At 45.6% G+C, this 12,629-nt stretch carries 12 protein-coding genes; 4 read left to right on the top strand and 8 right to left on the bottom strand.

Annotation, left to right across the window (positions count from 1 at the left end; genetic code table 11):
- Nucleotides 1–27 precede the first annotated feature (27 nt).
- Both BLV62_RS15870 and BLV62_RS15865 read left to right on the top strand, forming a co-directional pair.
- Entirely contained in the window at nucleotides 28–1,341 is a 1,314-nt protein-coding gene (locus BLV62_RS15870; protein ID WP_089762951.1) for a gluconate:H+ symporter, read from the top strand.
- A gap of 13 nt (nucleotides 1,342–1,354) precedes the next feature.
- On the top strand, nucleotides 1,355–2,455 hold the full coding sequence (locus BLV62_RS15865) for a D-TA family PLP-dependent enzyme (protein WP_089762950.1): 1,101 nt from the start codon (nucleotides 1,355–1,357) through the stop codon (nucleotides 2,453–2,455).
- On the opposite strand, the gene BLV62_RS15860 is transcribed toward BLV62_RS15865, so the two are convergent.
- The 8 genes from BLV62_RS15860 to BLV62_RS15825 all read right to left on the bottom strand — a co-directional run bounded on the left by BLV62_RS15860 (nucleotide 2,452) and on the right by BLV62_RS15825 (nucleotide 9,691).
- Nucleotides 2,452–2,844 carry a hypothetical protein gene (locus tag BLV62_RS15860; RefSeq protein ID WP_139170195.1) on the bottom strand — a complete coding sequence of 131 codons (393 nt, stop codon included), beginning with the start codon at nucleotides 2,842–2,844 and terminating at the stop codon, nucleotides 2,452–2,454. The genes BLV62_RS15865 and BLV62_RS15860 overlap by 4 nt on opposite strands.
- Before the next feature lie 38 nt (nucleotides 2,845–2,882).
- Nucleotides 2,883–3,608: a hypothetical protein gene (locus BLV62_RS15855; protein ID WP_089762948.1), complete on the bottom strand. Its 726-nt coding sequence runs from the start codon at nucleotides 3,606–3,608 to the stop codon at nucleotides 2,883–2,885.
- A gap of 51 nt (nucleotides 3,609–3,659) precedes the next feature.
- Nucleotides 3,660–4,283: a rhomboid family intramembrane serine protease gene (locus BLV62_RS15850; protein WP_089762947.1), complete on the bottom strand. Its 624-nt coding sequence runs from the start codon at nucleotides 4,281–4,283 to the stop codon at nucleotides 3,660–3,662.
- Between the two features lie 34 nt (nucleotides 4,284–4,317).
- Complete coding sequence (locus tag BLV62_RS15845; protein WP_089762946.1) at nucleotides 4,318–5,187, bottom strand: hypothetical protein; 870 nt, start codon at nucleotides 5,185–5,187, stop codon at nucleotides 4,318–4,320.
- Nucleotides 5,188–5,315: 128 nt separating this feature from the next.
- Complete coding sequence (gene rplI / locus BLV62_RS15840) at nucleotides 5,316–5,762, bottom strand: 50S ribosomal protein L9 (RefSeq protein ID WP_089762945.1); 447 nt, start codon at nucleotides 5,760–5,762, stop codon at nucleotides 5,316–5,318.
- 6 nt (nucleotides 5,763–5,768) lie between these two features.
- Nucleotides 5,769–6,041, bottom strand: coding sequence for a 30S ribosomal protein S18 (gene rpsR, locus BLV62_RS15835; protein ID WP_073077706.1), 273 nt, complete (start codon nucleotides 6,039–6,041; stop codon nucleotides 5,769–5,771).
- A gap of 5 nt (nucleotides 6,042–6,046) precedes the next feature.
- Entirely contained in the window at nucleotides 6,047–6,397 is a 351-nt protein-coding gene (gene rpsF / locus BLV62_RS15830) for a 30S ribosomal protein S6 (RefSeq protein WP_089762944.1), read from the bottom strand.
- A 207-nt stretch (nucleotides 6,398–6,604) separates the two neighbouring features.
- Entirely contained in the window at nucleotides 6,605–9,691 is a 3,087-nt protein-coding gene (locus BLV62_RS15825; RefSeq protein WP_089762943.1) for a choice-of-anchor J domain-containing protein, read from the bottom strand.
- A gap of 140 nt (nucleotides 9,692–9,831) precedes the next feature.
- Here BLV62_RS15825 and htpG point away from each other — a divergent pair, with 140 nt between their 5' ends.
- Together htpG and BLV62_RS15815 are read left to right on the top strand one after the other, a co-directional pair.
- On the top strand, nucleotides 9,832–11,664 hold the full coding sequence (gene htpG / locus BLV62_RS15820) for a molecular chaperone HtpG (RefSeq protein WP_089762942.1): 1,833 nt from the start codon (nucleotides 9,832–9,834) through the stop codon (nucleotides 11,662–11,664).
- Between the two features lie 176 nt (nucleotides 11,665–11,840).
- Entirely contained in the window at nucleotides 11,841–12,629 is a 789-nt protein-coding gene (locus BLV62_RS15815; RefSeq protein WP_139170193.1) for a carboxylesterase family protein, read from the top strand.

Raw genomic sequence — 12,629 nt, 5'->3', positions numbered from 1 at the left:
TTCCATGTTTGTAAAACAGTCAGCCGTATGCCATTATTGATCGTAATCGCAGCTATATTACTATTGGTAATATTAGTCACCTGGTGCCGATTAAACACGTTTCTGTCCTTCCTGATCGTATCCCTGCTTATGGGATTGGCCCTGCATATGAAGATCACAGATATTACCAGGTCTATACAAACCGGTATAGGCAAAACCCTGGGTTCCCTGATCGTGATCATTGTTTTTGGCAGTATGTTAGGAAAACTGGTGGCCGAAAGCGGCGCCGGGCAACGTATTGCCACGGGGTTAATGAATCTTTTCGGGAGGAGGTATGTGCAATGGTCGCTGATGCTTACGGGCTTTATTGTAGGTATCCCCCTGTTTTATAATATTGGTTTTGTATTGATGGTACCCCTGATCTTTACCGTGGCTGCAAGAACTGGTTTACCTGTAGTTTACCTGGGTATCCCGATGTTAGCTTCTCTCTCCGTAACACACGGATATTTGCCTCCCCACCCTTCGCCTGCGGCCTTAGTAGAGCAATTTCACGCAAATATGGGATTAACTCTGGTATATGGGATTTGTATCGCAGTTCCGGCAATCGTGTTGGCTGGTCCTTTGTTTTCAAGGTTTTTAAGAGGGTATACCAATCCCCCGGGGAAGATGTTTGTTGCTGAACCTTTACCGGAGGAAGAACTACCGGGCATGTTCGTAAGTCTGTTTGCCGCCTTGCTGCCGGTGTTCTTACTGGCTATTACAGCCGGTATCAAGTCGTTCACTAATGCGGGCAACCTGTCTTATGAAGTGGCTTCATGGCTGGGCGATCCGCTTATTGTAATGCTGCTGGCAGTTTTAAACGGCATGTATTGGTTAGGATTGCGGCGTAAAATGCCTGTGAAAAAAGTTATGACCATCATGGATGATGCAGTGCGGGATATAGCTGTAATTATTCTCATCATTGGCGGTTCCGGAGCTTTTACGCAATTGCTGCACGATAGCCAGGTAAGCAGCTATATTGCAACCACTTTGCAGGGTATGCACCTGCATCCGCTGATCCTGGCGTGGGGCATAGCGGCCATCATCAGGGTTTGTATTGGATCTGCAACAGTGGCGGGTCTTACTACCGCGGGTATTGTTGCCCCGCTGATCGCCACTTCCGGCGTAAAGCCTGAACTGATGGTGCTGGCCACAGGCGCAGGAAGCCTGATGTTTTCCCACGTTAACGACGCCGGTTTCTGGATGTTCAAAGAATACTTTAACTTAACTGTGAAAGATACTATCAAAACCTGGTCTGTAATGGAAACCATAGTATCAGTTACCGGGTTGGTAGGATGTTTGTTATTAAGCCTTATCGCATAAAAACAAAACAAGGATGGAATGGTATCATCTCTCTAATATCGCGCAGATCGATTCTCCGGCGATCGTGTTATACCAGTCGCGGATCGAAGAAAATATTGCGCTGGTAAAAACAATGATAGATGACGTGCAACGGTTACGCCCACACGTTAAAACCCATAAGATTGCCGAAGTGGTTCACCTGATGCAACAGGCGGGGATCACCCGGTTCAAGTGTGCTACTATCGCGGAAGCGGAGATGTTAGGAATGGCGCAGGCGCCTGATGTTTTACTGGCTTACCAGCCGGTTGGCCCTAAGATCAACAGGTTGCTGGAGCTGGTACAGAAATACCCGCAAACCACGTTTTCCTGCCTGGTAGATCATCCTGCTGCCGCGCAGGCCATCAGCAGCGAATTTGCTGCGCAGGCCCGGAAACTCGACGTATACCTGGATCTGAATGTAGGGATGAACCGTACAGGCATTATTCCAATAAAAGGACTCGAATTATACCAATACGCTGCCTCACTGCCTGGTATTAACCCGGTAGGCTTGCACGTTTACGACGGGCATATCCACGACACGGATATGGGCGTGCGTATCGACCGCTGTGATGCTGCTTTTGCGCTGGTAGAGAACCTTGCAGGGCAGATCGCAGATGCCGGTTATGCAGAACCGGTGATCATTGCAGGAGGCACTCCTACCTTTCCCATCCACGCCCAGCGGGAAGGAGTACAATGCAGCCCCGGTACCTTTATATTCTGGGATTGGGGATATTCTGCCAACTTTCCTGAACAAACTTTCAATTGGGCTGCTGTAGTGATCAGCCGGGTGATCTCGGTTGTTGATCCGCAGCATATTTGCCTGGATCTTGGGCATAAATCAGTAGCCGCCGAAAACCCACAACCCCGCGTACATTTCATTAATGCGCCAACAGCCGTTCCTGTTGCCCAAAGCGAAGAACACCTGGTGCTGAAAGTTGATGACGCATCAGCCTTCCCTGTAGGAACTGTATTCTATGGTGTGCCCAGGCATATTTGTCCTACCGTTGCTCTATATGAAAAGGCATACGTAGCAGATAACAATGAAATTATTTCAAACTGGAAAATTATTGCCAGGGACAGGCAAATAATTGTTTAGTAAAAAAGGTGCGACAGTACGTTGGTTTCATCAAATGTTTTTGGTTTCAACGCCTGGTAATCTGCATATTGCTGCTGGGATAACACCGCTTTCAGCTTAGTCTGCAATCCATTCTGCATGCTGTTCAGCTTTGTTGCATATGCTTTCTCATTGCTTTGCTGCAGGGGTTGGATATTTACCTTTTGCCGCAGGTAGTTGGTGATAATGGTTAATAGCCTGGGCTTTTGCACGTCAGTAAGCGTTAAAGCCTTATCCAGTTTGCTGAGTATAGAATTGGAAGTACCTTCTATATTCATGGCTGGCGCCTGTGCATGGCTGACAGTCGAAAATACCAGCATCAAGGCGCTGAAAACGACGAAGAAGGTCCGGGAAAGAGAAAATGCTTTCATGACAGTGGAATTTACACCTGCGCTATTCAAAATTTTTTTTATTGCATAACCATTTTAACATACTGCACCTGCGTATCACCTTCTTCACTAATAGTAATATATTCTGAGATCAGGGTTTTGTTGTTGATCCACTGAACCAGGCCTGGTCCCCATTTTTCGAGGGTTACTTCACCCAGTTTCTTTATCTCGTTATTAGTGCCGATACTATACAGTTCAAAACCATTTGGATCAAAGGCTGCCACAAGGTCCATCGACGCTGTGATCATATACTTTTTATCAGGGGAGATGGCGGGAGCCGACCAGGTGATCATGGAATCGCCATTCTGTGTATTTACCAAAGCAAAACCGCTGCCTTCATAATAGGAAAGGTGAAAGCCTTTTCTTTTGATGGACGGGTAGTTGCCGGTATAAGTATAATCCAGGAAGTTTTCTTCATCGCCACCCAGGTTATTGGTCAGTATCCTTTCTTTCCCGTTATCCAGTCTTATCACCAGTTTATCGCCCTGGCGTTTTACAGAAGGGTCTTTCGCCAATGCAGCCGCTTCGCTGGTATCCGGAGAAGTGTAGGGATATTTATCAAAATCTGATTTTTCTATCAGGTAAACCAGGAATGTTTTATTGCCAATTATCACCGTATCATCGGGGGTGCTATGTATGGCAGGTGGTGTGGAATCGTTGGCGGCGCTGCCGGAACTGGCAGTTTTGTTCTTGCAGCTTAAAACCAATAAAGTAGCGCATAGTAAAAGCCATAACTTATTTAACATCTTATCCGTTGATTTAAGTGTGCAAATGTAAATATTCGGATTTTTTCGGGATTAATGAATGATTTTTTTCCCATCCTCTTTAGTTAGCATGAAATAACAGCCATAACCTAACAGGGCGCCCGCCAGGAAGCCGCCAAGGTGGGCTATATTATCCATATCTGCTGCCAGTATCGCTGTAACGACGTTTAGAACAACAAATAACCCTATGTAGGTCAGAAATGCTTTGCGAAAGGAGAGCGGGAACAGGCTGGTGGAAAGCAATGCGATAAAAGCCCCATAGATCCCGAATATTGCGCCCGATGCTCCTACGCCTATCGAAAGCTGTTGAAAATAGATGCTGGTAAAATTGGCAATAAGTCCTGTAACCAGGTATATAATGATAAAACGCCAGCTTCTTAACACAGGTTCCAGGAAGAAGCCGCCAATAAATAAACCTGTCATATTCGCTACCAGGTGGCCTAAGCCTGCATGCAGGAACATGCTTGTTGCCAGTCGCCAGTATTGATGTTGTTCGATGGTCAACGGCCAGTAATTGCCGCCGCTGAGCAGGAGTATTGTACCATTTCCTTTCCAGATGTCAGCACCTTTAAGGGTGGTGATCAAAAAAGCAATAGCATTAATACAGATAATGATCAGGGTACCCGGCAGCCCTTGTAATTTATTGCGTTGCTTCATTACCTAAAAGGTAACGAAAAAACAGGAGTTGAAATTATTCGTATTGATAGAACATAATAAAATCGGTATTCGTATCCAGATGGGTATTGCCCCGTTTCCTGACATGCACCCAGGCTTTGTCAGGGAAGGAATTGTTGTGGGCGTATGAATAGAAATACTGGTAGGTGGTATTGCATTCATATTCCTGGAAATACTGCCGGCATACGGCTTTTTCCTGTTCGGCGATCCTCACCAGGCTGGCAGGTTTATTACCGATCTGCAGGAAAATATCCGACAGTTTGCCAACCGGCGAAATGGTGGCAGGAGCGGCGGATTGGCTGGCGACCAGTTGGTTGACGAAGGGTTTCAGCGGGTTTACTGAATCCTCGTATTCGTACTGTGTTGTGCGTAAGGTCATAGAGCCCTCGTTTTCCGGTAGTTTAGAGCTATCAATGTATACGTCTTTCCTGGTTGGGGTATTGGATGCCAGGTTCCAGGTGCTGGCTATTGTAGAGTCTGAGAATTTCATGGCTACGGGCAGCCCGTCTTTCCAGCGGATGCAGGCCTTCCTCAGCGGTTGATCGCGGTCGTTGTAATAGGTGATATCAGTTATATTGCCTGTTTTATCCCAGCCGGTAACCCTGGCTTTGGCCTTTATCCTGGGTTTTTGCTTAGGAAGCTGGCTGGAAAAAGTGATGCCGGCAATACGGTTGGTATCATCGTATTCGAAGGTGGTGATATTGCTGTCTTGTTTATTATGCTGCGACAGTTCAACGAGGTTGCCTTTCTGATCGTAGCGGAAAGTGTATTGTGGTGTGTTTTCTCCCTGGATGCCAATTGCGGCGAGGCGGGGTACTGATCCTCTGCGGGTATTGCAGGCGGTTACAAGAATAGTTGCGAGTAAACAGAAAATTACATTTTTCATGGCGGACGAAAATATAGTCCTGAAAATACTAAATATCCCCATTTGTTGTAATAATCGTCGTAAAAGGCAAAAAAAATCCCGGGCTTGCGGCCCGGGAATATTTTGATCCAACGAGGTTGGAGGAAATACTACTCAGAAACAACTTCGAATTCCAGTTCGGTTTCGTTGCCTTTACCGAAATCGAGGCGAGCTTTGTAAGTACCCAGTTCTTTCACATCATCCAGGATGTGGATGCGGCGACGGTCAATTTCATAACCTTTTTGTTCTTTAATTGCGCGGGCAATCTGAACACCAGTTACGCTACCGAATATTTTACCAGAAGTACCGGTTTTAGCGCCGATTTTAACAGGAGAAGCTTTTAATACTTCTACCACTTTCGCAATTTCCGCCAGTAATTTCTCTTCTTTCACTTTTGCCACTTTCAGGCGCTCCTGGAGTTGCTTCAGGTTAGAAGGACTTGCTTCTACTGCAAACTTCTGAGGAATCAGGAAGTTTCTGGCGTAACCATTTTTCACGTTAACCAGTTCATTCTTCTGACCCAGGTTATCTACGTCTTGTATTAAGATAATTTGCATAACTTCTTACTTTAAAAGGTCAGTAACATAAGGCAATAAAGCCATTTGACGAGCTTTCTTAATAGCCTGGGCTACTTTACGCTGAAATTTCAGGGAGTTACCCGTAATACGACGTGGTAACATTTTACCTTGGTCGTTCAAAAATTTCTTCAAAAATTCCGCGTCTTTGTAATCTACGTACTTGATGCCCATTTTCTTGAAACGGCAGTATTTCTTCTGGCGTTTCTCAGTTTTTACGGCTGTTAAGTATTTGATTTCTTGTTTAGGTTTAACTGCCATAATTTTTAAGCTTCAGTGGTTTTAGACTCAGCATTTACACCATTTCTTTTACGGTTGTTGTAAGTAACAGCGTACTTATCCAACGCAGTAATCATGTGGCGCAATACATTTTCATCGCGATTCAGCTGAATTTTCAGCTTTTCATTGAGGTCGGATGGCGCACTGTATTCCAGAACAACATACATTCCTGTAGTTTTCTTCCGGATTGGATACGCCAGTGATCTTAATCCCCAGGGATTTTCGTGCGTTACTTCTCCGCCGTTATCTTTAATCAGATCAGCGAATTTTTTCTGAGCCGCTTTGAATTCGTCTTCAGAAAGCACAGGGGTAAAGATCACCATCAATTCATAGTTCATAAATTTCCCTGTTTAAATGGTTTTAAAAAATTAGGACCGCAAAGATACTGAACAATTCCTTATTTCCGCACCTTTTCCAGCCTTTTCCTTAAATATCTTGACTATTCTCTTCTTCTATATGTTATTCGTTGATATACAATATATTAAATAATAAAAACCGCCTCAATAAGAGGCGGTTCTCTCGTCTGCATGGTTTTTTCAAAAAGATCAGTGGTTAACGAGAATCTTCAGCACTAACAACCGCCCGGGAGCGCCTATCCGTAAAAAATACACGCCCATACTCAGCCGGCCTATAAACATTGTATTGTAATTGTACCCCCGATCCAGGGAAACCCTCCCCTGGCAAATAATCCGACCATGCAGGTCTATCAGTTGAATAGGAACTTCCTCCCGTTGCGACCAATTCAGCCAATAATGCAGTTGCCCGCCCGCTATATACCATATATTCCGTTCAGATCCCGGATTGAAAACATATACAGGCGCTGAATATTGAATTTTTTCATCTAACCCTGTTATTTTCAAACGATAACAGTTTAGTCCACTGCTTGCAAATGTGTCTTTCACTGCAAAAGTAATATTCTCTTTAGAACTTCCACCTGCTGGACCCGGTAGGATTGCTATCAATTTATTAACATTCTCCAAACGCTCTACTGCTATATCAGCGCAGTTTACAAGATATAACATCTCCCATCCTATATCGATATGAGCGCCGGATACTACCGCATGCAATCCCTTCACCGGGAACGGATTGCCTAAAACCTGCCAGGAATAAGAACTGGCTACCGGGTAATGGTCGGAGGTGGTGCTTCCGTAAGCCGGCACCCAGTCCTTTACCCAGGCCTGGATACCCGCCTCCGTATGCGCAACCATCATCCCGTTGGTGCCAACCACATGGTCTATAACCCCCGGAAAATGAAGCGTCGATCGCTCCCCGTCCCTGCTCAACGGCAACGTAAAAGGAACATACCTGGGATCATTGATCAACTCCGCCCAGGAACTGATGGTATCCGCCCGGCTACGGACAACGGTCCGTGTGAGGTCATCATTAAAATCTCCCAATACCAACAGGTTAACATGAGAGAAATATTTATCCAGGGTATCTTTTAATTCTTTCACCCCCTCCTGCCTCCGCTCCCAGGCCAGTTCCTGCTCCCCGCTATCTCCTGTATTCGCTTTCGCATGTACCAGCACCAGCGTTATCCTGCAGGTATCCCCGCCCTTATCATTCGCCTCCAGCTCCGCAAGGAATGGATACCGGCCACCCGACCAGTTAAACCTGGTTCGGGGATTGCTGCTGTATTGCAGCAGCAACCGGGTATGCAATACTTTAACCCTGCTTCGGTCATATACCAGCGCCGGTTTTTGAGCCCTGGCATAAGAAATGCCCGACAAACTGTCGGTTCCGGAAACCACGAAATCATAACCTGGCAGGCCGTTTACCACGCTCCTTAACCTGTTTGTATCCACTATCTCAACCAGCCCATATATCGCCGCCTTCAATCTTTTCAAAACCTTCAGCACATTTGCCTCCTGCAAACTGTCATCCGCCGGCATAGCCGCCGGACTGCCGAACCAACTCACATTCCAGTTCACGATCTTCAATGCAGGGATGGTATTTCCTTTTAAAATTACCTGGCCTAACAACTGCTGGTCATTGCTGATCGTTAATGCTCCTTCATAACGGTGCTGACTAAACGACGGGAGAAATTTAAGATACAACTTGCCCGAAAACCTCAAGCTGTCATCCATTTCCCTGTAATAGTTCTCCCCATCCGCAGATACGAGGAAACCTGCAGGCGCCGAAAAACGGACCTTGGTATTAACATCATTGAACCAATAACTGACGGAGTCGGTCAGCAGTTCGTCTGCATACCCGAAATCCAATACGCCTGGTGTAACCGTTAACTGAAGCGGTGGTGCATCACTGGTATCAGTAATGTATACCTGGCTTACAGTCCATTTGGCCGCCTGCTGTATTTTATCAGAGATATATACCAATGCGATATGCACATTACTGTCCCGGAAGGGCGAAAGATTGATCCCATTTACTTCATACCAATCTGCCTGGCCGGTAAAATTTCCCGGGATCTCTGTCCAGCTGGCGCTTCCGGGATCATTGTGTCCCTGATAATTGCGCGAGATTTTTACACGTAGCGCCGGTCCTTCAAACTCTTTCTTAACCCTGTAATTCAATAACGGGAATTGAAAACTTCTCAGATCCAGCGATGGAGAGATCAGCCAATCTTCATTTTCTGTTGGACCGTTATTATACCCATTAATTTCCAGCCCGGGATTTGCGCAACTCCAGGCAGCGGCGCCTTTGCGGCTAAAGGCGGTAAATCCCCCGCCCGGCCAGTTGCTGCCTTTAATACAATCATCGAACGAAAACCGGTAATCGTATTGCGTTACATCCACAAACCAGTTATCCTGCGCCGGTATGCCCTTAAACAGGTTGCCATACCGGTCTTTAAATGCCGTACTGTCGATGGTTATGAAATACCGTTGTCCCGGAAGTAATAGCTGCCGGATGATCACCATTCTGCCGGAAACAGTAACAGCAGGGTCTCCGACGCTTAGCGTATCTGTATTGAAGTAAATATTGCCGGCGCCTTTAACAACTTCTTCATCAAACCTTAGTTGCAATACAGTTGCCTGGCTGGTTGCCTGCTGAAAAGGCAACAGTTGCCGTACAACCGGTTTGCCGGTATCTTTTCCCCGGCTGAAAATAGAAATATCGTCTATCGCCAGCGAAGGACGGGCGCCGGTTCCATCGTAGTCCCTCGATACCCAGCGCAGGTCTACAACCGGTTGATTATCGCACTCCGGGGGCAGGATGATTTCCTGTACCGTATCCGGGAAACAGCGGCTCGCTATAATATTTTTAAAGCTGCCATTCCCGTTAGTCCTGTATTGTAAAATTGATTCGCATATTTTGTTAGTTTTCCTCACTGTTTTAACCTGGTACCGGACAGCGATATTTTCTAATGAGCTGGCAGATATAGAGAACATCACTGCATAGTTGCTTGCGGCGGTGTTTAACCAGCCAAGACACCCGCTGAAATTATAAACTCCCCCGGCTGTAGTGCCGGCATTGCCGCTGCTGAGCGGTACTGGAATTGAAAAAGCTGCAGTATCAAAAACTGAGACATTATTTCCATCAAGCAGCACTCCTTGCCAGCCGGGAGGGTAATTACCGGATAAGGTGGCAAAATCCTGTTGATAGGGTAGCGATAACTGGGAAAAACAGCTGTTAACTGCAAACAGCAGCAGGGCCGTTAGAACGGTTTTTTTCATACTTCCTGGGTTAACAAAGTTGAGATATGGTTGTATTGTCTGAAGTTATTGATAAATTGGGAACAATTGATTGACAACTTGTCAGCTAATTGTCTGCTGGCATACACTTTGAAAACAACCGGAAAAAAATCAGATTACCAATGCAAAAAGGAGCCATTCGTGTTCAGACGGAGAATATATTTCCTATCATTAAAAAGTTTTTATATTCCGACCATGAAATCTTCATCCGGGAGCTGGTAAGTAACGCGGTAGATGCTACCCAGAAGCTGAAGACCCTGGCCAGCGCCGGCGAATTCAACGGGGAACTGGGCGATCTGTCGATCGAGGTGAGTGTAGATAAGGAGAAGAAAACAATTACCATTGCAGACCATGGTATTGGTATGACTGGAGAAGAAGTAGATAAATACATCAACCAGGTCGCATTTTCAGGCGCTGAAGAGTTCCTGAAAAAATACAAAGGCCAGGAGAACGGAACCAATATCATCGGGCACTTTGGTTTAGGTTTCTACTCTTCTTTCATGGTGAGCAGCAAAGTAGAGATCTTCAGCCGCTCCTGGAAGCCGGATGCAGAAGCGGTACGTTGGGAATGTGATGGCAGCCCTGAATATACTATTGAAACTACAGAAAAAGCAGAACGGGGTACTTCCATCGTTATGCACATCAACGAAGAAAGTGAAGAATTCCTCGAAGATGGCCGTATCCGCAACATTCTTGAAAAATTCTGTAAGTTCCTGCCGATACCTATTAAATTCGAAGGCAACCAGATCAACAATACTTCCCCGGCCTGGACGAAGAAGCCAAGCGATTTAACAAACGAAGATTACCAGAATTTCTATAAAGAACTTTATCCATTTGCCGAAGCTCCTTTATTCTGGATTCACCTGAACGTAGATTACCCATTCAACTTAACAGGTATCCTTTACTTCCCCAAGATCACGAAGAGTTACGAATTACAGAAAGATAAGATCAACCTCTACTCCAACCAGGTATATGTTACAGACGAGGTAAAAGATATCGTTCCTGAATTCCTGATGTTGCTGCATGGGGTGATCGATAGCCCGGATATCCCGCTGAACGTGAGCCGCAGCTACCTGCAGGGCGATCCGAACGTTAAGAAGATCAACGGTTATATCACCAGGAAAGTGGCAGATAAACTGGATGAGATCTTCCGTAACGACAGGAAATCGTTCGAAGAAAAATGGGATTCTATCGGCCTGTTTGTGAAGTATGGAATGATGACAGACGATAAGTTCCTGGAAAAAGCCAACAAGTTTATTGTATTGGAAGATGTGGATGGCGGACAGTTCTACACCTTGCAGGAATACCGCGATGCTGCGTCAGCACTGCAAACCAACAAGGATAATAAACTGGTGATCTTATACGCTACCAACCCTGTACAGCAGGATAGTTATATCCAGGCAGCGAAAGCCAAGGGTTATAAAGTGATCAAAATGGAAACCCTGGTAGATGCAGCGTTTATCAACAACATGGAAATGAAGTGGGAAAACACTGCGTTTACCCGTGTAGACGCTGATATTGCCGATAACCTGATAGATAAGAATGAAAACGATACAACTGTACTTTCCAAAGAGCAGGAAGGTGCGTTGAAAGAGCTTTTCACTTCGCAGGTGACCCAGCCTAATATTAAAGTGGAGCTGAAAGGTTTAACGGCAGATGCGCAACCTGTGATCGTTACCCGTCCGGAGTTTATGCGTCGTATGAAAGATATGGCGGCTATGGGTGGCGGAGCAATGAACTGGTATGCAAATATGCCGGACGAGATCAATATGACAGTGAATGCCAACCACCCTGTTTACACGCAAATCCTGAAAGAAGGGAACCAGGAATTGCAGCAGAAGCAGATCCGCAACCTTGCAGACCTGGCGCTGCTTTCCCAGAACCTTTTGACAGGAGCAGATTTGACTGCTTTCGTAAACAGAAGCGTGGAGCTGATGGGTGCGCAAAAACAGTAACCGGTAATTATATAAAGTTGTCGCCCTCCGGATTTATTTCCGGGGGGCTTTTTATTTGAAGGATATTTTGTTTGCTGTTAAAATATCTGTGCTTATCTTACGTTCTGAAGCAAGGAAAACCGTATAAAACCATCCCCCGGCGTGTTGCCGGGGGATTTTTAATTTTAACCATTTATATGAAAAAAAGTAGAAGTAAGAAAATTGTTTATGTATTTGTGGCTTTGTTTTTTGCCATTGTGAGCTGTTCCAAAACGGAATCGAAAAGTATTGTGCCAGATCCGGAAACCGGGACGCCTTCCAAGCCCGGGCAGGAGGATATATTTACACCGCAGACTGTTGGATTCAGCAATAAAAAACTGGTTAAGCCTACAGATATCATTACGGATTACGTGGTGTATATTCCCGAAGGGTATAATGAGAAGAAAGATTATAAATGGCCGGTAGTTTTTTTCCTGCATGGGATAGGAGAGCGTGGGAAAGATATATCCGCTGTACGCCAGGTAGGTTTGTCGCGGGTGATGAAAGGAAAGCAATTTATAATGGTTGCGCCTTTATGCAATAACGATTGGTGGAATAGCGCAGCGCTGGAGGTTTTATACAAGGAAGTGATGGATTCATTGCATGTGGATAAGACAAAAGTCTATCTCACCGGTTTAAGTATGGGAGGATATGGAACCTGGGACTGGGGTAGTTTGCATTCGGAACATTTTGCTGCCCTGGTGCCGATTTGCGGTGCAGGAACAGTGTCGAGGATGTCGAGGTTGCAGCATACGCCGGTTTGGGTTTTTCACAGCGCAGATGATCCAACGGTTAATGTAAATGAATCGAGAACGCTGGTGAATGAGTTGAAGAGACTGGGAGCAGATGTACAGTATACAGAATATCCTGATGGCGGGCATGACGCGTGGACCCGTGCATACAATACCCCTGAATTATATACCTGGTTACTGAAACAACATAAATAG

Origin of the sequence: Chitinophaga terrae (ex Kim and Jung 2007) (assembly GCF_900107795.1) — a bacterium.
GTDB classification, from domain to species: Bacteria; Bacteroidota; Bacteroidia; order Chitinophagales; family Chitinophagaceae; genus Chitinophaga; species Chitinophaga terrae.
This window is presented reverse-complemented; position numbering and strand designations above follow the sequence as displayed.